20 protein-coding genes, 1 tRNA gene, 1 rRNA gene and 2 pseudogenes are annotated in these 21,468 nt (G+C 61.4%); 9 read left to right on the plus strand and 15 right to left on the minus strand.

Annotated elements, in window-relative coordinates; all coding sequences use genetic code 11:
• Nucleotides 1-98 precede the first annotated feature (98 nt).
• Complete coding sequence (locus C446_RS17110) at nt 99-887, minus strand: hypothetical protein (protein WP_152419473.1); 789 nt, start codon at nt 885-887, stop codon at nt 99-101.
• Between the two features lie 378 nt (nt 888-1,265).
• Here C446_RS17110 and C446_RS18950 point away from each other — a divergent pair, with 378 nt between their 5' ends.
• Together C446_RS18950 and C446_RS20505 are read left to right on the plus strand one after the other, a co-directional pair.
• Entirely contained in the window at nt 1,266-1,523 is a 258-nt protein-coding gene (locus C446_RS18950) for a hypothetical protein (RefSeq protein ID WP_152419474.1), read from the plus strand.
• 240 nt (nt 1,524-1,763) lie between these two features.
• A pseudogene (locus C446_RS20505) lies at nt 1,764-1,897 on the plus strand (ParA family protein); the annotation flags it as partial.
• A 155-nt stretch (nt 1,898-2,052) separates the two neighbouring features.
• On the opposite strand, the gene C446_RS19440 reads toward C446_RS20505, so the two are convergent.
• Entirely contained in the window at nt 2,053-2,223 is a 171-nt protein-coding gene (locus C446_RS19440) for a hypothetical protein (RefSeq protein ID WP_169331376.1), read from the minus strand.
• A gap of 131 nt (nt 2,224-2,354) precedes the next feature.
• Nucleotides 2,355-2,505, minus strand: a tRNA-Met gene (locus C446_RS18960).
• A gap of 335 nt (nt 2,506-2,840) precedes the next feature.
• Between C446_RS18960 and C446_RS17115 the strand changes: the two genes are divergently transcribed.
• The gene (locus C446_RS17115; protein ID WP_006674396.1) at nt 2,841-4,118 is read left to right on the plus strand and encodes a DUF7115 domain-containing protein; all 1,278 of its coding nucleotides are present in this window, start codon (nt 2,841-2,843) and stop codon (nt 4,116-4,118) included.
• Between the two features lie 255 nt (nt 4,119-4,373).
• Here C446_RS17115 and C446_RS17120 read toward each other — a convergent pair whose 3' ends face one another.
• The 3 genes from C446_RS17120 to C446_RS17130 form a co-directional block, all read right to left on the minus strand.
• The gene (locus C446_RS17120) at nt 4,374-4,697 is read right to left on the minus strand and encodes a hypothetical protein (RefSeq protein ID WP_006674397.1); all 324 of its coding nucleotides are present in this window, start codon (nt 4,695-4,697) and stop codon (nt 4,374-4,376) included.
• A gap of 117 nt (nt 4,698-4,814) precedes the next feature.
• Nucleotides 4,815-5,924 (minus strand): DNA-methyltransferase, encoded by a 1,110-nt coding sequence (locus C446_RS17125; RefSeq protein ID WP_006674398.1) that lies wholly within the window; start codon nt 5,922-5,924, stop codon nt 4,815-4,817.
• 187 nt (nt 5,925-6,111) lie between these two features.
• Nucleotides 6,112-6,747 carry a hypothetical protein gene (locus C446_RS17130; RefSeq protein WP_006674399.1) on the minus strand — a complete coding sequence of 212 codons (636 nt, stop codon included), beginning with the start codon at nt 6,745-6,747 and terminating at the stop codon, nt 6,112-6,114.
• Between the two features lie 387 nt (nt 6,748-7,134).
• Here C446_RS17130 and C446_RS17135 point away from each other — a divergent pair, with 387 nt between their 5' ends.
• Nucleotides 7,135-7,812 carry a hypothetical protein gene (locus tag C446_RS17135; RefSeq protein ID WP_006674400.1) on the plus strand — a complete coding sequence of 226 codons (678 nt, stop codon included), beginning with the start codon at nt 7,135-7,137 and terminating at the stop codon, nt 7,810-7,812.
• A gap of 79 nt (nt 7,813-7,891) precedes the next feature.
• Here the strand turns inward: C446_RS17135 and C446_RS17140 are convergent, their stop codons facing one another.
• From C446_RS17140 to C446_RS17150, 3 genes are all read right to left on the minus strand, one after another.
• A complete protein-coding gene (locus tag C446_RS17140; RefSeq protein WP_049920327.1) occupies nt 7,892-8,485 on the minus strand; it encodes an NADPH-dependent FMN reductase in 594 nt (197 codons plus the stop codon).
• Between the two features lie 135 nt (nt 8,486-8,620).
• Nucleotides 8,621-11,380, minus strand: coding sequence for a type IV pilin N-terminal domain-containing protein (locus C446_RS17145; protein ID WP_049920328.1), 2,760 nt, complete (start codon nt 11,378-11,380; stop codon nt 8,621-8,623).
• A gap of 178 nt (nt 11,381-11,558) precedes the next feature.
• Complete coding sequence (locus C446_RS17150) at nt 11,559-12,488, minus strand: HhH-GPD family protein (RefSeq protein WP_006674403.1); 930 nt, start codon at nt 12,486-12,488, stop codon at nt 11,559-11,561.
• A 160-nt stretch (nt 12,489-12,648) separates the two neighbouring features.
• Between C446_RS17150 and C446_RS17155 the strand changes: the two genes are divergently transcribed.
• Together C446_RS17155 and C446_RS17160 are read left to right on the plus strand one after the other, a co-directional pair.
• On the plus strand, nt 12,649-13,506 hold the full coding sequence (locus C446_RS17155) for a triphosphoribosyl-dephospho-CoA synthase (RefSeq protein WP_006674404.1): 858 nt from the start codon (nt 12,649-12,651) through the stop codon (nt 13,504-13,506).
• Nucleotides 13,503-14,075 (plus strand): DUF447 domain-containing protein, encoded by a 573-nt coding sequence (locus C446_RS17160; protein ID WP_006674405.1) that lies wholly within the window; start codon nt 13,503-13,505, stop codon nt 14,073-14,075. The genes C446_RS17155 and C446_RS17160 overlap by 4 nt, the downstream gene beginning before the upstream one ends.
• A gap of 101 nt (nt 14,076-14,176) precedes the next feature.
• Here C446_RS17160 and C446_RS17165 read toward each other — a convergent pair whose 3' ends face one another.
• On the minus strand, nt 14,177-15,196 hold the full coding sequence (locus C446_RS17165) for a hypothetical protein (RefSeq protein ID WP_049920329.1): 1,020 nt from the start codon (nt 15,194-15,196) through the stop codon (nt 14,177-14,179).
• A 143-nt stretch (nt 15,197-15,339) separates the two neighbouring features.
• Here C446_RS17165 and C446_RS17170 point away from each other — a divergent pair, with 143 nt between their 5' ends.
• Nucleotides 15,340-15,531, plus strand: a complete 192-nt coding sequence (locus tag C446_RS17170; RefSeq protein WP_006674407.1) for a 30S ribosomal protein S17e — start codon at nt 15,340-15,342, stop codon at nt 15,529-15,531.
• Between the two features lie 161 nt (nt 15,532-15,692).
• On the opposite strand, the gene C446_RS17175 is transcribed toward C446_RS17170, so the two are convergent.
• Nucleotides 15,693-16,034 (minus strand): hypothetical protein, encoded by a 342-nt coding sequence (locus C446_RS17175; protein WP_006674408.1) that lies wholly within the window; start codon nt 16,032-16,034, stop codon nt 15,693-15,695.
• 180 nt (nt 16,035-16,214) lie between these two features.
• Here C446_RS17175 and asd point away from each other — a divergent pair, with 180 nt between their 5' ends.
• Nucleotides 16,215-17,249 (plus strand): aspartate-semialdehyde dehydrogenase, encoded by a 1,035-nt coding sequence (gene asd / locus C446_RS17180; protein ID WP_006674409.1) that lies wholly within the window; start codon nt 16,215-16,217, stop codon nt 17,247-17,249.
• Here the strand turns inward: asd and C446_RS17185 are convergent.
• Nucleotides 17,246-17,669, minus strand: a pseudogene (locus tag C446_RS17185) (universal stress protein). The gene asd and the pseudogene C446_RS17185 sit on opposite strands and share 4 nt — an antisense overlap.
• A gap of 150 nt (nt 17,670-17,819) precedes the next feature.
• Nucleotides 17,820-18,827 carry a D-2-hydroxyacid dehydrogenase gene (locus C446_RS17190; RefSeq protein WP_006674411.1) on the minus strand — a complete coding sequence of 336 codons (1,008 nt, stop codon included), beginning with the start codon at nt 18,825-18,827 and terminating at the stop codon, nt 17,820-17,822.
• Nucleotides 18,828-18,956: 129 nt separating this feature from the next.
• Here C446_RS17190 and C446_RS17195 point away from each other — a divergent pair, with 129 nt between their 5' ends.
• A complete protein-coding gene (locus tag C446_RS17195) occupies nt 18,957-20,348 on the plus strand; it encodes an NAD(P)/FAD-dependent oxidoreductase (RefSeq protein ID WP_006674412.1) in 1,392 nt (463 codons plus the stop codon).
• A 362-nt stretch (nt 20,349-20,710) separates the two neighbouring features.
• On the opposite strand, the gene C446_RS17200 is transcribed toward C446_RS17195, so the two are convergent.
• Complete coding sequence (locus C446_RS17200; RefSeq protein WP_006674413.1) at nt 20,711-21,082, minus strand: DUF7344 domain-containing protein; 372 nt, start codon at nt 21,080-21,082, stop codon at nt 20,711-20,713.
• A gap of 248 nt (nt 21,083-21,330) precedes the next feature.
• Nucleotides 21,331-21,452 (minus strand): 5S ribosomal RNA (gene rrf / locus C446_RS17205).
• Nucleotides 21,453-21,468 lie beyond the last annotated feature (16 nt).

The following is a 21,468-nucleotide window of genomic DNA, read 5'->3' on the forward strand; positions in this document are numbered from 1 at the left end:
ACGCGTGCACGACAAGAAGTCCGTAATCGGCATCATCCGTGTTCGCTACCGCCTACGTCACGATCCTACTTCAACGTTCAAAGCTGAGTTGGAGTTAGTTATTCCGGACCGACGTGCTCTCCCGGTTCAGCCGAGATTTTGTCGTCCCATGCCTTCGAGGCATCGCTAAAGCTGTACGATACATCAAGGCCTTTTGCCTCCACACCGATCGATAGGTCAATGGGACCGCTGTCCACGTACGCGCGAGTGTGTTCGTACTCGAAGTAAACCGGAATATCGTCGTTTCCTGTACCGTCATTTCGCGTCAGTTCTGTCTGGACATTGACGGTCGTTGGGTTACTAAGCGTCCACGGAAGATCGACTGCACAGGCGACACCGACATTCGGTTGGTACTCTTCCATTTCGATGCTTTCTCCCGAACTCTCTGAAGAAGCTGAAATCCAAAGGTTGTCTTCCGTGGCATCTCTCGATGTCCACTCGGTACTATCATATGTTATACCACAGGCATCATCGACAATGCTAGCATCTCTTATACGAGTTACGCGGTCCTGGAGTTCCATAACCCCAGTCGCCATCCAGTAGTCGTCCTCAGTATTTATAAGCGACATATAAATCTCCGAGCTGCTTTCGGAGTATCGTCCGTCTGTTCCGACCTCACCATCTTCACTTCGGTCGGTGAAGTCATCGTTGACGACCATGTTGATGTCATGCTCCTTGGCAAGCTTCCTGGCAGCTTCGTGCTCACCCTCTCGCTCTAGCTGAACGATCTCTTCTGCAAGACCGACACTTTTGGCAGTGACTTTTTCTTCTTCGGCAGTTGCAATACCGGTGATTCCGAGGCCTGCAAGGCCCACTGATCCACTTTTGACAAACGTTCGTCGTCGCATACAAATACCAATTCACATCCCAGACAGATATAACTTTTGGAAATTCTACGTTCTAAGACCTTCACCACCGAATTATCGTAATGCGTCTGCTTAAACCGCCAGGAATAGTAGAGTGAAGCGCGAAATAGCCGACCCCAGGTGCAAAATTGAGCAACGGATTAAAGGCCACTCCGACACCGTTGGACACTGGTCGAAACAACTCGAAGAACCATCCTCTCCCTCTTTGTCTCGGCTCGTATTTCAATCACATCACTAACCACGGGCGAAGATCTAACTTCAGTAAACGACAATCGAGATGAATCAATAGTTCTATGGCCCTCTCCCAGATTCTGTGGCCCTCTCCCAAATTATTTATAGAATTGTCTACACACACATAATATGGTCAACAACGCTGCTTCCGCGCAGTCTCGGCGTTCATTAACGGTGACTAGTGTAATATATTTCGGAGCTGTCTTCCTGGTTGGTCTTCCGGTCGCGTATGCCACTTATACCATTTCCGTAGCGGCGCTTGCTTACCTCCGTCTCGGCTGGTTTGTCAGCTCTGCATGGGGCATCACTGTCGTTGCAGCAGCCTTTATTTTCGGAATTTGGGTCGCTCAAAAAGTTGCGGAAGAAGGCGTTGATAGGGTTTTGTGACAGGGGACATTGTTTTGAACCTATTTTGATATCCTGGGTTTGAACGGCCGGAACCAGTTCTCTGGAGACATTCAATCGAGCACCTCTGTTCTCTCGGCTTCTTCCCATGCTATAGTAGCCACTGCACGTCAGTGCACACCTGCTCGCCAGACGGATCGGCGATCAGTGTGCAAATCGTTGCAGTTGTCACTATACTCTCGAGTCAATCGGTACCGACCGTTCACCGAACTCATCTTCGAGGAGGTCGACATCCTGATCTGCACCCGCCAGCGACCGAAGGGCACCACCTATACAATGTGATCTACGCGACGCGTAATCCCGTGACTCCCGTCGAACCCAGTGCGAAAGGACAGGACTCGGTTAAGGGTCTCGAGCACCCAGACAACGAACTTCGCGCTCGAAGGAATATCTTCAGGGACAGCATCGCGAGTGGTCTGTTCAGTCATCGTCGAGGTCACCTCGAGCAGCGACTGTCTGTCCTGATAGATATGGCACCCGAGATGACGAACGATTACCTCCTTAAATCGACTTACAGTTCCGAACACTTCCGCTGTCGAACTGTCCCCTTCCAGTAGCGTTGCCACTGCTCAGTTCTCGAGTACTGTTCTCGAAGGAGTTCGTCCAGCTCGGGGCGCTCGGTGATCGCCTGGTAGGTCGCGTCGATCGAGACACCACGAGCATCGCGACCACCGACTACCACGCCGCGACACCGCCGTTACCCGCCGCTGTCGCAATTTGTGATCGATTGGTGTCACAGCCAGAAACGGAAATAGACGCATGAACCTCCCGGTAAAGAGGCTATTTATGCAGGCATGTGAAGAATTCGAGTAGTGCCCGGGGAGGGCTCCGAACCCTCGATCTCCGCATGTCCCAGGTTCGAGGCTCGGCGGTCCTCGTGGGGACACGGAGGCTTCCAAGGCGTACCGCACCGAATCTCTGAACCCTATGAGTGCGGCGCTATGTCCAGCTAAGCCACCCGGGCTCACTCTCCCGTAGTGCGGTCTTTCTCTTTAACCTTCTCATTCGGCATCGGCGTGCAACAGGGACCCACGGAGGGGTGGTGATAGGTCGTCGCTGCCGATTGCAAGAGTCAGAACACGCAGAGCCCGAGTCGACGAACAACTCCCTCTCTCGACGGGCGAGCCCGTCAGGCTGAGCGAAGTCGGGTGTAGTAGTCGACTCCCGTTAGCCCACGTCGAGGAGGAAAGCCCAGGAGGAGTAACTGCCGCGACAACCACGATCGACGTGTGACCTCGGTTAGACGACGGACAGTGGCGGACCCACGGATTTATCACAGCCCCTTACGAAAACCGCTGCATGAACGTTCCCGGCATCGTACAGTCTGCTCTCGATGGCGAGGAGATCGCGGCGCGAGTTTCTCTCGGCGGCGACGACGAACTCTTCGTTACTTCCTCGAGCACGCTCGTCTACCGCGCTGACGGCCTCTTGAGCGACGAATCGGTCGACGAATACGGCCACGACGCCGAACGGCTCACCCTCTCTGAGGGCCGACGAAAGACCAAGTTCAGCCTCGAGTACCCGCTGGAAGGTGCCACGGAGTTTACCATTCCGGGGAGCAAGACCGACGCTGTCCTCCACCCGCTGCTTGCGGGTGTCCTGAACGGCAACGGCATCACCGAGCCAGGCGAGACGGTGGTCCAGACCTACCGGTTCAGTGAACTCACGCTGATCGTCACTAGCGAACGGCTGGTCAAGCACATCGGCGAGGCAGTCTGGGACGAGGACTACGAAGAATACCACTTCTCCGACGTGACCGAACTGGCGTTCGAGGACGGCAGCGTCGCGACCCAGATCGTCCTCACCGTCGACGGCCGTCCCCAGCGGATCAAGGCCCCCAACGAAGAAGCAAACGACCTCCGTGAGCGACTCAAACGTGCGCTGTTCGACTATCACGAGGTCTCCTCGCTCGAGGAACTCAACGAGACGATCGGCGAAGACGACGAACCAGATGCGGACGCCACGAGTTCGTCGATGGACTTCGGCGACGGCGTCGATCCGCTCGACGCTGACCCGCCGGAACCGGACGATCACGAACTCGAGCAGGGGGGAGCCGAGTCAGCGCCTCGGTCGGGGTCCAAGTCTCAGTCCCAGTCCCAGTCCCAGGCCCAGCCACAGTCGCGGACTCGAACCACCGAACCGACCGAGACGGCAAACGGTGGCAGTGGCAGTGGCGTCACCTCCTCGAACGCGAACGAGGCCGGCACCGAGCGGTCCACTGACACCGAAGCGAGCGCGGCGTCCGAAACGCCGGGTTGGGACGAGTCCGGCACCAATGGCGAGGCCGCCACCGGCGGCGATCCACTCTCCCAGGCGGACGATTCAACGACGGTCGAAACCGGCGACGTGTTCGCGACGGACGAAGCCACGACGGAGAACCCGACCGAAACCGGAACTGGAACTGGAACCGGAGCCGGCTCGGCCGCCAGTGAGAATCGGCCAGTCCAGGGGACCGATCCCGAACTCCTCGAGCGGATCGAACACCTCGAGGCGGCCGTCGAACGACAGGGCGATCTGATCGAGCGCCAACAGGAGACGATCGAGCAGTTGATCGAAGAGTTGCGCCAGGGACGATAGACGCAATTCACGCTCGTCCTTCATGCGGAGGGGAACTCTCTCACTGTCGGCAGTAGTCGCCGTCCGATCGATAGCCCTCCATCTCGAACCCCAACGAGCCGGTTCTTTCCACACTTCCTCTAGTAGCCCGTTGCATGTGCAAAATTAGTTGATGCTTGGTACCCGGATGTGGGCATTAGTAGCCAACCCTGTTCAGAGAAACCTGCAACATCATCTGGTTTTTGGCCCTAATTTCGAAAGCGTGCAACAGGGTATCTAGGAGAGAAACCCCGTTCTGACGAGTTGCACGAGCAGGAACCACGACAGAATCCCGGCGAGAAAGAGCAGTTTGGTCTTCGTCGTCGTCCCACGCGTTTCGCCTGCTGACTCACGTTCGGCAGCCGACCGTCGCGGGAGTTCCGTGCGTTTGGCGAAATACACGGGAATGACTGGGAGTCCGCCGAGCGGAAGCAGGACGCCGAGCGAGTACATTTCGGCGTGCTCGAGATTGCGGTGCTCGGCGTCGTAGTGAACGTAGATGGCGATCGGAATCTGAATCACGACCGCCAGAAGCAACAGGAAAACGACGATCCCTTCCATACGCGCCGTTGGAGGTCCCCCCTGAAAGGTCTAGCTTCGTCGCGACGCCTCCAGCCGATCCGTTCGATACCGTCGTCTCGATGTGTGTGTGTGTCGGCTTCGAAAGACGACGACGGCTCAGGATTCCGGAACCGAAAGCGGCGCGTGCTCGGCCAGGTACCCGGTTCCCTCGTCGACCTCGTCGGTCGCGCCGATCGCTTCGAGCGGGTCGACGTCGACCACTTCGCGAAACCGAACCTCTCGTTCCATCTTCGTCACGACCGGCGTGTCGTAGTACTCGGCCTCGTACCCGAAGGAGTTGCCGTCCTCGCGTCGCTGGCGGACGAACTCGCGGTGACGGTCCAGCCGCGCGCGGCCAATCGACCGCGAGAGCGTGGGGACGCCGGAAACCCGATCCTCGAAGACCTCGAGGAACTCGGGCCGGAGTTCGTATCCGACCGAGTTTCGACCGGTACACATTGCCGCCAGCGTCGTCGTGCCGGTGCCCCAGAACGGATCGAGCACGGTGTCGCCGTACGCCGAGTACATACAGATCAACCGGTAGGGAATCTCGAGTGGGTAGGCAGCGGAACGGTCCCGAAGGTCCGAAGCGTCGCCCCCGTCGTCGCTCTCGAACGCGAGTTCCTGTAACTCCCCTCGCACCTCCGTCCAGACGTCCGAGAACCAGCGATTGCGCTCCTCCCAGAAGTACGCCGCCTCGTAGCGACGGTCGGCGTTCGGTTCGAACCTGCGTTTCACGTCGCCGTTTCGGAAGAGCAGCACGTACTCGTGCTCGAGGGTGACGTACGCGTTCGGCGGGAGCGTACCGCTCCCCATGAACTTCGCCGCGCTGTTGGCCGGCTTTCGCCAGAGGACGTCGGGCAGCGGATCGAACCCGCGAGACTCGAAGGCCTCGAGTACACGGGCGTGATTCGGGTAGACCCGGAAGCTGTCCTCGAGCGACCGCGTCGCATCGCCGACGTTGACACAAGCGATTCCCCCCTCTACCAGCACTCGCTCGAGTTCGTCCCAGACCCGATCCAGTTGAGCGTGCATCGCCTCGAAGGCCTCGCGGCCGTCGCCCGACTCGAGCGCGTCGCCGACGGACGGATCGAGTTCGACGAAGAGGTCGTCCCACATCTCGATCATCGGGTATGGCGGCGACGTGACGACGAGTTCGACGGAGTCGTCCTCGACGCCCGAGAGATCCCGAGCGTCGCCGACGAAGACGCGATGGGTCGTCTCCATTGAATTCACACTGTCGGCGTCGCCCTCTTAGCTCCTTCGTCAGCGACGAGTGAGACAGCAGGGGACGCCGCCGCCGTCGACGACGGTGCCACCCGGGTTCGGATCGCAACACTCGAGTTCCCCCGGGTTCGGATCGGGACCGAAGTCGACAAGCAACGAGAGAGAACCGCGTTCTCGGCAGAACGGCTTACTCTTCGTTTTCGTCCGATTCGGTCGCGTTTGCTTCGTCGCGGTCGTCACTTTCGCCTCCGGCGTCGGCATCTTCCGTGTCCATCTCGGCGTCGGCGTCATCTTCCAGTCCGTCCTCGTCGCCGATGTCGGTCGCCGGTTCGAACTCTTCGATGGGCTCCCACTCTTCGTCCTCGGTCTCGGAGAGTCGACGCCGGAGAACGACGACGGCACCGAGAACCGCCAGGCCGAGGACGAGTTTTGCAAGCAGCGACGAATCCGAGTCGTCCGCTTCGTCCGTCTCGCCGGTGACGGTCTCGGTCACTCCTTTCGCTCCGTCGGACCCGTCGTCTCCTCCCGTCACGCTCTCGATGATCTCGGGTTCCTCGACGTCCTCGATCCCCTCGACGTCGAGCTCCTCGAGCGATCGCTCCGAGAGGTCGATCTCCTCGGATCGTCCGGCGAGATACCCAAGCGCTGCACCGACCCCGAAGACCGCACCAGCAAGCGGCAGCCGGCTCGAGCCGGCCGTCCCCTCGGATTCCTCGACCGCCTCGAGGATCGAGTCCCGGAGCGGGCTCTCGAGCCCCTTACCGACCGCTTCCTTGACGACGATCTCGGACAGCGTTTCGTCCTGTTGTTCCGTTTCCGGCATAATTCGGGTCGACCACCTCACCGCACATAATCCTGTTCAACGTTTCTACCTGTTCGCTGTCGAACGAACGCTGGTAAAGTTCTATTACCGGCGGTAAAAACTTCTTACCGGGCTCTGGACAGCGAACCCCTCCCGCACGTGCCGATCGAGCACGTTTCGAAACCGGTTCGGTCCAACGGTTTCCGAGAACGGATGACTCGGACGTGAGAAAGTGGGTCGTCGAACGGAATCGCCTCGCCACCGCGTCACCGAACGCTGCAGTGGGACGATCCGTACTGTTTGGAGGAACGGAAAGGCGACGTTTCCACCGTATGAAGGTGGAATCGAGAGGGACAGTACGTCGATAACGACTCGCATAACGAAACCGGTAGTAATCGAACTATTGGTATGAGCGTCATTCGCCAGCCCGGCGTACTCGGTCGGACGACCCGCCGACGAGTCGTCGGTACGACCGCAGCGCTCTCGGCTGCGATCTGCGAGACGGTCGCCGTCGTGCTCTGGTTCTGGCTGGTCGTCGGCTCGACCGCGACGTCGACGGCGCTGGCCGCGCTCGGTATTCTCTTCTGTGGCGCACTGCTCAGAGCCGGCCTCTTCGAAGCGACGGTCAGTAGCCTCGGCGATTTCGTCCACCCACGGCGTCTCGGCGCTGCAGTCGCCTGGACGACCAGTTGGGTCGTCTGGCTTCTCGTCGCGGAGTTCGTCGGCGGTCCCGTCGGCGTCGCCGTCGCAACCGCCGGACTCACGATACTGCTCGTCGCCCAGTTTACAGTCGAGCGCCGTGTCTTCCGAGCGGGCCAGGTTTACGATCGCCAACTCGTGCCTTCACTCACGGCGGTTGTCCCCGCAGTCGTCCTCGCGGCCGGTGCGGCCGCACTCCTCGTCACGACCCGGACCCGGTTCGCTGACTGGATGCTCGTCTCACCGCCGGTGTCCCTGGAGGTGACGACGATCGTGATCCGGATCGAAGCCGTTCACGTCGGTATCGCGGTGTTTGCTATCTGTGCGTTTCTCGCACATCAGCAGCGGTTTCGTCGATTGCTCAGTTCCGATCGATGCAGTTTCTGAACCCCGTGGGGATCGAAGACCCCCGGGAGGGTCGACGGGGACCGTCTCACCGAAGCGTGAACTGACAGTACCCGGCGTCTTACTTTCCTTCTGCACCCACGTTGTGATCGCTCTCGAAGGAGTCGGGGTCCGGTTCGATCGATGCGTACTGGACTGCACGGACACCCAGCGTCGCAACTCGATCCGCGAGATCGTCGTCGACGATCGTCCCGTCCGCGATCGCGGCTCCAGTCCGCGGTACCGCCGCTTCGTGGGGGATCACCCAGGCGTTGAGCGACCGGCAGACAGAACGGAGGTGTTCGAGGGCGGTCACCGGAAAGGCACCTCCAGACACCGCGAGGAGCCCCACTGTCTTCCCTTCGAATTCGTCGAAGCCGCAGTAATCGAGCGCCGTTTTTAGTGGTGAAGCATACGAGCCGTGGTACATCGGAGAGCCGAGGACAACGGCGTCTGCCTTGCGGATCAGAGCAGCGATCGTCTCGGCATCGCCGGCCTCTTCGCGGTCCCGGTCCGCGTCGAACGTCGGCAGCTCGTACTCACGGAGATCGATCAGTTCGGTTTCCACCTCCTTTCCCGTTCTGCCCGCTCCCTCGAGGGCACGCTCGAGAGCGACTCGCGTAGCACTTTCGTCCCGAAGGCTCCCGCATACCCCGACTACGTGAACAGCTGTCATACTACCGGTAACGGAAAGCAGCGAGAAGACGTTGGTGGTGGTCGGCCGGCAGGTGACCGTCGATCGTCCGACAGCCACGGACGGACGAGGGGGTGTCAGCCGGCGAGCAGGCGAAACACGCCAGGTGATCGGTCGTCAGTCCTTGAGGCGCTCGGACGCGATGGTGTCAGTTTCCTGGAACACGAGCCTGACTGCGACCGGATCGCGATCAGTCTCGATTTCGCCGTCTGCAGTGACCGTCGTCGCGTCACCCTCGGTGACGGTGTCCTGATCGTCCCAGCCGACCGGTTCACGCATGGTCGGTTCGACGATGAGGCCGAGGTCGTCGGCGTCGATCGGGTCCCCTCCGGCGTGTTCGATCGTGATCTCGCCGTCGTCCTCCTCGTAGTCGATGTCGAACTCGGCATCGGGGACCACGACGTGTTCGCGTACTTCTCGTGGCTCGTCCGGGACGACCCACTCGAAGGTGAGTTCGGTGCCAACCTCGAACTCGCCGAGTTCGAATTCGTCGTCGCGGGTCAGGGTATCGTGGTGATCGGCCGGCTGGACGGCCGCTAGCTCGTCGTCCACGAGCAGCCGGAAGTTGTCGGCATCACGGGTGACCTCCTCACCGTAGACTGCCACCAGCTCGTCGTCCTGCTCGGTAACCCTGAACGCCCACCGGGGCTCGGCCCGGAAGTGGAAGATCGACCGACGCGAGACGTAGTTTTCTCCTTCCTGGACGAGGCGTACCGAGATGCGATCCTCGTAGCCGACGTCCTCGATCACGACGCTATCGCCGTCGGTCAGCGCGTCGTACTCCTGGTCGAAGAGTGCTTCGTCGTCGCTCGTGGGGTCGTTACCGCGGTGGTTGATCGTCAGGTTCGACGGGTCTGCCGGCTGTTGGCCGGTGTAGACGACCTCGACCACTTCGGCATCGGGGTCGTACTCCGCATCGAACGACTCCCGTCCGACCGTCGTCCGTCCGATCGTGTGTTCGGTGTCTTCGGGGCCTTCCCAGACGAGTTCGACCTCCGCGACAGGCTTGATGTCGATCGTGAATCCGTCCCCGGGCTCGAACGTGTCGTACTCGTCGGCCGGCTGTGTGGCGGCCGGTTCGCCGGTGACTCGAAGCTCGAGATCGTCCGCATCGATCGCGTCGCCTTCGACATCGTCGTCACGTTCCTCGTAATCTACCGTGACCGTCCCCTCGGCGTCGTCGTATACGAGGCCGACGCGAGCGTTCGGTCGAACGACCCGCTCCTCGATTACCTCGGGCTCGTCGGGCTCGAGCCACTCGACGGCGACGTGTGTCCCGAACTCGATCTCCCCGAGATCGATCTCCTCGTTCTCCGAGAGCGTGTCGGTGACATCGGTAAACTGGACATCGGCCGGTTCGTCCTCGACCAGGACGCGGAACTCGTCTGCGTCCCGCTCGACATCGCCGAAGTAGCGGGCGACGACGGAGCCGTCGCGATCGGAAAGATGCATTCGCGGCGGACGGACGCGGAAGTAAACCAGCGACCGCTGTCCGCGGTTCGGGTTCGCCGGCACCGCCAGTTCGAGGGTGATTCGGTCGCCCAGTGTAACGTCTTCCGCAGTAATCGTATCGCCAGCGGAGAGCGAACCGGAGATATCGAGGCTCGACCGCTCGGTGCCGACCGCGTCGTCGTTCCGGCGGCCGAGTTCGACGAGGTCCGGATCGGCGTTGAGGTCACCGACGTAGGTGATCTCGACGGTATCGGTATCGATATCGTGGGTCGTTTCGAACGACTCCGAACCAACGACGGTCGTATCGTAGTAGTAGTAGACGTCCGCTTCCTCGTCGAACCAGCGCAGTCCTACGTCCGCGAGCGGACCAGTCTCGAGTTCGAAGGTATCACCTTCGGTAAACGTCGCGTATTCGTCTGCGAGTTGGTCGTCCGCGAGGTCGCCGTTTTTCCACACCTCGAGCATATCGGCGTCGATCGACTCGCCGTCGGTGTGCTCGACGGTGACGGTCCCTTCGTCGGCGTTAGAACGAGCTCGGATCCGCGCGTCGGGGGCCGCGTCGCGGTCGCGTTCCGGGGGCTGTTCGGCGACGACATCCACGTAGACGACGCTGCCGTCGTCCGCACGGTCGATCGTCGTCTCGAGCACGTTCCCCTGTTCGAGCCGTTCGATCCGCTCGAGGACCCACTCGTCGTCGGCCGTGATGTCGGCGTCGGCGAGGTGGAATACGTAGCCGTTCTCGAGGGTCCCGTCGTCGGCCCGTTCCGTGGGCGGCAGTTCCCGACCGATGCCGACCGAATCGATGACATCGTCGCCAAGTTCAGGGGACGGAGTTCCGGAGATGTCGGGAAGGAACGTGACGTGTGACTGTGAACCGAGATACTCGAAGGTCGTTTCGGTGGCCTCGGGGTCAGTCACGATGGAGGGCTCGTCGCCGCTTGCCGCTGCGATGGCGGTTTCGATGACATCCGCTTCGTCGTCACTGTCGGCGGCTACCAGTTTGCCGTCGGCGGCCGCAAACGGGTCGTCGTCGATCTCGCCGACGGTCCAGCCGTCGCTCCTCTCGTCGCCGCGGTCCGGTCGATCGAACGAGCCGGTAAGTGCGACGACGGTCGCATCGTCGGACATGGCAAAGATACCCTCAGAGACCGATTCGGAGTCGATGTCGTCGATTTCGTCGGCTACCCCGTGGAATCCAAGGAGGGCGGATTCGTCGTCGGGGTCGTCGATGTCGACGTAGACGACGTGCTGATAGTTCGCATCGAGGGCAGATTCGCCGGGGACCAGTTCGAGGACGGACTCGAGGTCGGACGGGAGGGATGTCCGACCGTCGTCGTCAGCGTCGGCCGTCGCTGCGCCGGCGTATCCGGAGAGGGCGATGGCTGCGACGGTACCGCTTCCGACGATCATTTCACGTCTTCGCATGTACGGGGTTTCAGAACCTTTCTTCTTTAATCTATTGGAAAGGTAAAACGTCTTCTGCCCCTGAATATTCTGCTAACTAACCACACGGGAACGGAACGAACACAGCCAAGCTGCGGTCGAGTCGATCCACACACAGGTGGATGCCCGATTCACCAGCGCAACGCCCGTGGGACGGGCGTTAGCGTCGTAGTCGCGCGCGAACCTCGTCGTCGGTTCGCTCGAGTGCAACGAGTTCGTCGTCCGCCAGGTCCGAGAGCAGGCCTTCGAGCCACTCGCGGCCGTACTCGCCGTCGGGCGCGTAATCCACCCGAATCCGCGGCCCGAGTTCATCCAACTCGAGTTCGTCGTACTCCTTCAACGTCGAGATGACCCGCCCGCGGAACTGACGGCGACTCCCCTCGAACGACGGCTGAGTTGGAACGTCCGGCGCGGTGAAATCACCGCTCTCGTAGGCCGAACACCACTCCCGCCACGGGCAGCCGGCCTCGTCACAGCTGGGTGTCTGCTCGCAGGCAACCCCACCGAGTTCCATAACGGCGTTGTTCCAGACTCGTGAACGACCGTCGGGCATGAGTTCGTTCGCCCGCTCTTCGAAGATCGCGTCGTCGTCCGGCACGTCGAAGGCGCGATAGAGAACGCGTTTGACGTTGGTGTCGACGACCGCGTCACCGTTGTTGAACGCGAAACTCGCGACCGCGTTTGCGGTGTACGGACCGACGCCCATCAGCTCCTGGAGTTCGTCGGGCGTCTCCGGAAACTCCCCGCCGTACTCCGTTTCGATCTGGGCAGCGGCCTCGTGGAGGTACTTCGCACGGTTGTTGTAGCCGAGACTGTGGTCGGTCCAGAACCCGACCACGTCGGCCCGGTCGGCGGCCGCCAGTTCGGCCGTCGTCGGCCACCGCTCGAGGAACGCCTCCCAGGCCTCGACGACCCGGCCCAGCTGTGTCTGCTGGCTCATCACCTCACTGACGAGAATCTCGTAGGGACCGTCGGTGCGTCGCCACGGAAAGTCCCGGTGATCGTCCTCGTACCACGCGATCAACGACGTGCGGACGGCCTCGAGGTCCTCGGGGAGGGTCGGTTCCGATGGGGCCTCGGTCTCGGTCATCGGTGGCAGTTAGGAGACGGACGGTTTAGGGGTGGTGGTCCCGATCCGAGATCCTAACCCAAACCCAAACCCTAACCCTAACCCTAACCCAAACCCAAACCCAAACCCAAACCCTAACCCTAACCCTAACCCTAAGACCGCCGGGCTACACCCTCAGGATATGCGAACGCCAGCACAGAACGCACGCCTGGCACTCCTGCTCGAGGTCGCAGGGACGCCCAAACCGGGCAACGTCGACCGTCGTCGCGACCTCGCGGACCTCCGGTTCGAGCACTTCCTCGCGGGGACCGTCGGAGCCGAGACGGGGCTCGAGATGGCCCAGCACGGCGACCAGGTCGGTGACGCGTTCGAACGAGCGATCGAAGGAATGGCTGCTCAGGGAGGCGGCAACACCCAGTTCGGCGCGTTGCTCTTGCTCGTCCCGCTCGTTCGGACGGCTGCCGATCACGACCGACTCTCGCCGTCGGTCGTCGAATCCGTCGCCGAGGGGACGACCGTCGCCGACGCCGCAGGCTTCTACCGTGCGTTCGACCACGTCGACGTCTTCGTCGACGATCCACCAGCGGATATGGAACCGCTCGACGTCCGGCGTGGTTCAGAGGCAGTGCCTGCCATCGAGAAACGCGAACTGACGCTGCTCGAGGTGATGGATCGCAGCGTCCCCGGCGACGATGTCGCACGCGAGTGGGTCACGGGATTCGAACGGTCGTTCGCTGCAGCCGACCAGCTCGTCGAAGCCGAAGGACCAGCGACCGACCGTGCCGCGAGCATCTTTCTCTCCCTGCTCGCAGAGCGACCGGACACGCTCGTCACGAACCGGCACAGTCAGGAAGTCGCCCGGGAGGTGAGCGACCGTGCCGCTTCGCTCGTCGAGCGAGATGCCCTCGAGACCGACCCCGACGCCGTCGAATCGTTCGCTGACGACCTCATCGAACACGGGATCAATCCGGGGACGACGGCCGACGTTACCGCTGCCGGACTCTACATTGCGCTCGAGCGTGGAGAACTCGAGATATGAGCGACGACCTAGCGTGGCCGGTCACCCTCTCGGGCGTCACCGAAACCGTCGTCACGACGCTTGGCCCCAACGGACTGTGGAACGCCGCCGCACTGGGAGTTTTCGCCGGCGACCCCGTCACCGCCACGACCTGGGGACGGACGCGCACCCGCGGCAACTTCCACCGCCAGGGTGAGGGGTACGTCCAGTTCGTCGACGACCCGGTCGCTTTCACCGATGCCGCGCTCTCGATCGACGAGTACGACGACCCCGTCCTCGAGTCCGCGTGCGCGTGGGCGCGGGTCGAGGTTCAATCAATGGAAACGGGAACCGAGGACGGAACCGAGTGGGAGAAGTGGCGGCTCGAGCCCGTCGAATCCACCATCGAACGGACGACGGTCCCGACGATCGACCGCGGCTTCGGGGCAGTGATCGAGGCGACCGTCGCAGCCTCGCGACTCGGCGTCGACAGCTACGACGAGCAGGAGCTCCGGAATCGACTCCAGTACGTCGCCTCGGTCGTCGAGCGGGCCGGCGGTCCTCGAGAGAAGGAAGCACTCGAGCGTGTGCGTACACACACGAGCTGGTGAGTAAGTGGCCGGCTGCGTCCGACGATCGACGGCCCACCGGAAGTCACGACGGGCCGACTGCGGGCCGCCCTACGGACGGCAGTAGTCGGAACGGCGGACGGTCAGTCGTCGGCCGGGTCGCTGCCGGACTCGGCCGGCGTCTCGGACGGGCCGCCGGTTTCGGGGGCCTCCTCTGCGATGGGTTCGTTGTTCTCTGCCTTTTCCATGACTTCGTTCTTGAATCGGTCGGAGTGGCTCGCGATCCACTCCATCGTCTCGTTGTCGGGTTCGGTATCACGTTGCTCGATGAGGAAGGTCGTGATCACGACCGTTTTCACCCACGGTTTGAAGACGCCGGTGTGGAAGACCGCAATCACACCACCGACCACCAGCCACGACACGAGCTCGAGCGACGTGGGAAGGAGGTCGAGTCCGACGGCAAGCGGGGCTGCAAGCGTCAAGAGGACGAACGAGACGACGTACATCCCGAAGACGATGAGCAGCGTCGAACCGAGCACCATCTTCCAGGTTTTCCCGTACAGAACGATCCCGTCGCGGGCCGATTTCCACCGGTTGTCGTTCCGGTCGACGAACATGTACGCGATAATCGCGTTGTCGAGGTACTTCACCGCCAGCACGATCGACTTCTGGAGGATCGTGATGAGTGTCTGGAGCTGTTTCGGAAGCGGAATCGGAATCAGATCCTCCACCCGCGCGACGGCCCGGTTGAACTGCTTGAGAACCGCATCGATCACCATACTAACGGTGAAAAGCGCCGTCGTTTCGACGAAGTAGTCTTTCACCTCCCGCATTCCGTAGCTGATCTGATTGTCCGGGACTTCACCTTCTTCGACGATGTGGGCAATGACGGCGACGTGACCCGTTTTGACTGAGTACAGGAAGTATTTTTGTATCAGACGCCATATGAAAGCGTACGTCACGAAGCCAATTATCATTACGATACCGACGATGAGCAGGCTCGCTCCGCCGCTTCCGAAGAGGAACCTGTACCCCAACCAGCCGATGAAGCTGAGGTAGATAACCCCCAGAACCGCGAACGCGATTCCGATCGCAAGCTGTAAGATTACATACGGGAGCGTCTTTTTGTACACCTCGGTCGCCTTTCTGAAATGCAACACCATAGCCAGAAGGCTTACATTATTCAGTGTTAAACTTTTCTATAACAGAACAGCATTTAAACAAGAGGGTAAACTGATCTACGAACGCGGATCGATCGGAAGGGCGAAGAAAAGGGATTAAGACCCTCCCGACGGAATCTCCCACCATGGCAATCAAACCGGCCTACGTCAAGAAGACCGGGAACCTCCTCCTGGAGCGGTACCCGGATGCGTTCACAACCGACTTCGAACAGAACAAAGACAGCGTCGAAAAGCTCACGAACGTCGAATCCAAAGGCGTTCGCAACCGTATCGCCGGCTACGTCACGCGAAAGAAAAGCGGTCAAGTGACCGCATAAGGGACGTTTGTTCCGTTACTCGAGAGACTATCCAGTTGCGGCATTCGTACGGACGGAGTACCCCCTCTCGAGCGAGAGGGGAGCCACCAGTCACCGAGATACCACACAGTAAGTGGAACGTCGTACCGAAAACGACAGTCGGGAGCGTGCTCAGTACAGCCTCAGCGGTCGAAGCCGGGCTCCATGTACGCCGCAACGAGCAACGCGACGACGCCGAAGAACCACGTCAACAGCAGTCCTGCCATCCCGGAGACGACGTTCATCTCGACGCCGACGAACAGGAGTTCGTCGCCCTGGTACCCGGTCCAGCCGAGCACGAGTCCGAAAAGCAGGAAGACGACACCGACCGCCGCCGCGCCGATGCTGAACTTGGTCTCGAACAGCCCCGTTTCCGGAGCCTTCGTTGCCGTATCCGTCATCGCGACCACCTCGAGTTCGCAGATGAGTTCGTCCGTCGTGCAGACGTGCAGTCGACGGCCGTGCTGAGTCGTTGCATCAGTCACTAGGAGCCGCCCCGATTTCTTAATTTCTTCTATGCGTACCGACACCGGGCGTTCGGTCCCATAGCGTATCCGTACCGACCTGGCCAGGTCGTCCGTCGGCGGCGAACAACGTGACTGTCGTTGACAGCTATGACAGGGAAACCCAAACCGTTTTGCGGACACAACTCCGAAGAACGGAAAATGGCAGTACGAGTAGGCGTACTCGGCGCAACCGGTGCCGTTGGACAACGACTGATTCAGCTTCTCGACCCGCATCCGTCGTTCGAAATCGCCGCGCTGACCGCAAGCGAGGACAGCGCCGGCAAGACGTACCGACAGGCTGCGAAGTGGCGCGTCGACAGCCCCATCCCGGACGACGTTGCTGAGCTTACAGTCTCCGCGACCGACCCCGACGAGGTTCCGGAGGACATCGACCTCCTGTTCTCGTCGCTTCCCTCGAGCGTCGGCGCGGCGGTCGAACCAGACTTCTGTGAGGCAGGGTACGTCGTGTCGTCGAACTCATCGAACGCACGGATGGCAGACGACGTACCACTCGTCGTTCCCGAGGTCAACGCCGACCACCTCGATCTACTCGAGGTCCAGCGCGACGAGCGTGGCTGGGACGGTGCCCTCGTCAAGAACCCGAACTGCTCGACGATCACCTTCGTCCCGACGCTGGCCGCGCTTGCGGAGTACGGTCTCGAGAGCGTACACGTCGCGACGTTGCAGGCCGTCTCCGGAGCCGGCTACGACGGCGTCAGTTCGATGGAGATCATCGACAACGCTATTCCCCATATCGGCAGCGAAGAAGACAAACTCGAGACCGAGTCCCGAAAGCTGCTCGGCGACTTCGACGGTGCCGAACTCACCCACAACGACGTCGAGGTCTCGGCCTCCTGTAACCGTATCCCGACGATCGACGGCCACCTCGAGAACGTCTGGGTCGAGACCGAAGAGGACCTCTCACCGACGAAAGCAGCCGAGGAGATGGAAGCGTACCCCTCACTGGATCTGCGCTCCTCGCCGGACCAGCTCGTTCACGTCTTCGACGCCCCCGACCGCCCCCAGCCACGAATGGACCGAACCATAGGTGACGGGATGGCGATCGCCGCGGGCGGCCTCCAAGAGACCCCCTTCGGGCTGCAGTACAACTGTCTCGCACACAACACGATCCGCGGTGCCGCGGGTGCGAGCGTACTCAACGGCGAACTACTGCTCGAGAACGGCTACCTCTAGCTCGGTTGGAGGAAGGCCACCGCCGGAACCGATCCCTCTGCGACCAACCGCCGCGCGACATCGCCGGTCAACAGCTCCGCGATTCGGTTCCTGTCGGGCCGTAAACGAGATGGTGTCGACGGCGTGGTCCGTGGGGACCCCGAAGGTTCGGTCGACCACGTCGGTCTACAGCACGCCCGTCTCGAGCGTCGCCGGCGACTCCTCGAGGGACGGCCGCACACGGTCGAACATCTCTTCGGCGTGTTTCTCGCGTTGTTCCATCGACGCCTTGTCCAGTGCACCGCCTGACTTCTCGATTACGTTGGCGACGATCACCGTGCTCGTCGAGGTGAGAGAGGGTGCGACAGCTCGAGCGGTCCGTTCACTGTCGTCCGTATCTGCCACTGGAACGACCACCGTGGCATCGAACGTGAGCGTCATACCCGGCCTCCGAGAGGGATAGGAAAGTCAAGCGGGCACCAACGAGGGCCTGCAGGCTGTTATACTGATAGGCAGACGGCGTGAAACCAATCGTTCTTCTGGAGAACAGTGTCGTGAACAGTGTCGTCCCTCGAGGTACGGACCGGCAAGTCAGAACGAAACTTCGTTCTCGAGCTCGAGGTCTCTCCCGTCACTTTCCGCGAACCGGCGTGCGTTCCCGGCGACGATGTCCGCGAGCCGGTCGTAGTAGTTCGGCGTGTGCCCCGCGTTGTGCGGTGTGATCCGAACGTTCTCGAAGTTCCACAGCGGGTGGTCTTCCGGCAACGGCTCCGGCTCAGTTACGTCGAGTGCGGCCCCGCGAATCCAGTTCGAGCGAACCGCCTCGAGCAATGCGTCCGTGTCGACGACCGGACCGCGGGCGACGTTGACCAGCACGGCCTCCGGGTCCATCGTCACGAGCGCGTCCCGGTCGATCAAGCGACGGGTCGTCTCCGTCAGGGGGCACGCGAGCACGAGGTACTCCGTCCGCGCGAGCGCGTCGTGGACGGCCTCGGACTCGAACCCGATCACGTCGTCAGTCGGACCACCCTTCTCAGGGGAGTAGCGGACCCCGATCGTCTCCACGCCGAACGGCTCGAGGCGCTCGCTGACTGCCCGTCCGATCGCACCCAGGCCGACGATGGTCACCGTCGACCCCTGGAGTTCGTGTGCCTGGTAGTGTCGCCACTCTCGGCGGCGCTGTCTGCGGTCGCCGACGTGGAACCGCCGGGTGAACCGGAGGATCGACCCCAGCACGTGCTCGCCGATGTTCGGGCCGTGAACGCCCGACGCGTTCGTTACCGTCACACCGCGTTGCTCGAGACGATCCATCGGCAGGTGTCCCGTCCCGGCGTAGGCACAGGCGAACACCTCGAGATTCTCGGCACGATCCAGGAGGTCTTCCTCCAGGACCATGCCGGTAGCGTATTCGGCGTCCTGAATCAGACTCCGCTCCTCGGCGGGCGTGCGCGCGAGTTCGACGGTCCCCGCCGGCAACCGCTCCCGCAGCGCCGTGGCGTACTGTTCGATCGGAACTCCGTGGGTTCCCTTTCGGAGGACCAGAACGGTCGGCTCACTCGACGGGGCCGCGCTCTCGCCGGCGTCGTGATCGGCACTCATATCCGTCCTCTCGGTCCGTGCAGTCGAAAAACGTTCGTTCCCCCGATCGTTTGCCGGCAGTGTCCCACCAGTCGTCCGGAGCCACGAATTTCACGCAGTTTAATATGCACGGCTGAGTGCCAACGGTGTATGGAACGCGTAGACGTCGCGATCGTCGGCGGCGGACCAGCAGGTGCCTCCGCAGCCGAGCGGGCGGCGGCCCACGGCGCTGAGACGATCCTCTTCGAACAGGGCGTCCCACGGGAGGATCGGGACGAGCTCGGCCCCGATTCGACCGATGCCGCGGGCATGCTCGACTACTGGATCGACATCATGGACTTCGACTACCGGGAGATTCCCGACGAGGTGATCCACCGCGAACTCGAGGCCACGGAGTTCATCGGCCCTTCGACGAGCGTCGAGATGACGACGACGGGGCTCGACGCCACCTACCCGAAGTTCGGTTACACCTTCCATCGCGCGCGCATGGACGACTGGCTCCACGAACGCGCCGCCGACGCCGGCGCTGACCTGCGCGTTGGGGTCAGTGTCACTGATCTCGAAACTGATCTCCGATCGGAGAGCCCGAAGGGACCGACCCACAGCCTGACGCTTTCGAACGGCGAACAACTCGAGGCCCAGTACGTCGTCCTCGCGGACGGCCCGCAGCGACGGGTCACCCTCGAGGCACTGGATCAGTTTACTCCCCCAGGCCGGAGCGTCTCCGACTCCCTCTCTCCACCCGAGGCCAACCACATCGCCTACCAGGAGTATCGGGAATTCCCCGAGGAACTGTTCGAGGAATTCGAGGACCGGCTCAAATTCTGGTGGGGCTACATGCCCGGCGAAACCGCGTACCCGTGGGTCTTTCCCAACGACGGCACGGTCGCTCGCGTCGGTCTGACGATGCCCATCGGGATGACCCTCGAGGACGTCGACAACCCCGAATCGTACAAACTTCTCCGTCCCGACGACGACCAACTCCCCTCCGGTTCGGAGTACATCAGTCGCCTCCTCGAACTCGAGTACGGCGACGAGTACGATATCGAGGAGGACATCCCCGTCGTCGAGGATCGGGGGAAATCGAACGGAACCGAAACGTACCCGATCTCGTCGACGCGACCGATCGACTCACCCGTCGGCGCGAACATCGCCGTCGCTGGCGGCGCGATGGGGACGACCTCCGCGTTCCACGAAGGAGGCTACCACGTCGCCGTCCGTTCGGGCAAGATCGCTGGCCGGCTCGCCGCTACCGACTCGCTCGAAAACTACAACCACGTCTGGAAACGCGCCATCGGCGACGAGATTCTCCGAAACGTCACCTTCGCGGACATCGTCGAAGGGTACGAGCCGGACGATTGGGACTGGGCGTTCGATGTCGTCAACGACATGCAAGACAGCAGCAACGACAACGTCCTGATCTCGAAGAAGTACTCCGCGGGTCTCGACGCGGCCAAGATACTCGCAAGTTACAAAAAACGGAAATTCACTTACCGGAACGGCGGCTACGTTCAGTTGTCCGAAGACGAGTATCACTACTGACCGCCACCCGACTCGGGGCTCTCGATAACGCTTAACCCTGTCGACCATCTACTACGACTGCGTGCCTTTCGTCCCCGTCCGAGCTGACCCGATTCAGGGTGCGATGACCGCACGGCGAACCCGGGCACGCGACACCGATCCGACCGCTGATACAGACACCCGGCACGAGGGTTAGCCAGCCGACACGGCACGCCGCCACGGGATGACGCTGGACGTTAGTGTTCCGGGTGACACTTCTTGCAGTCTGCCATCGATCTGCCCAGACACGTCTCACCAGCACGACCGGCCGGACACTTCACACGAATCTGCTCACGCTGTCCTATCCGAGCCGATAATTCGACGACTCGCCATCCACGAACTACTCACTGTTCTTCTACCTCACGGAGATCGATCCCGTCACGTTCCAACTGCCGAGCTCGTCGAACGAACTCCGCTAACTCGCCGAACCGATCGTCGTCCCGAACCACGTCTTCGTTTCGATCGTCGTACTCGAGAACGCCGTGTCGCTCGAGTTTCGGCAAGTGCTTGTGCACCAGCGAAATCGTGAGTTCTGTCGTCTCGGTCGAATCGACCGACTTGGGCGGCCCGTTCCCTTCTCGTGAGACGATCCGGCGAGCGAGAGCGTCGATCGTCGCGTGTTCGTTCTCCAAAAAATAATACAGGATGATTCGACGCCGTGACTCCGACAGAAGGTCGTGTACCGTATCGAGCCACGGATCCGGTCCTCCGTTCATATTCGCTCGTGTTTCAGGGTAAGCCGAATAAAATCGGCCCCAAACTATTTTGGAACCTGGCGAAAGGCCCCGGGGATAGACACGTTACCGGTCGATTAAACGTTCGAGCGCCGTGACGGCTGGAAGGCTCCGACTTTGCTTGCGCTAATCGGTTCAAAAACGATTGTCTACCCCACGTTCCGCGTTGTAAATACAAAAAGCCACAGGTACGAGTGTACCTGTGGCTAAAGACTGTAAACCGAGTATGAATGGGGCGGCGAATCGACGTTCCCAGAGGGTCTCCCACTCCAGTAGTTGCCGATACGCAGGCGGGCTTATCTTCCGTGTTCGGGATGGGTACGGGAGGTACCCCGCCGCTCTGGCCGCCTAACGCCGATCGACGGAAT

It is taken from the genome of Halobiforma nitratireducens JCM 10879, from assembly GCF_000337895.1.
Taxonomy (GTDB): Archaea; Halobacteriota; Halobacteria; order Halobacteriales; family Natrialbaceae; genus Natronobacterium; species Natronobacterium nitratireducens.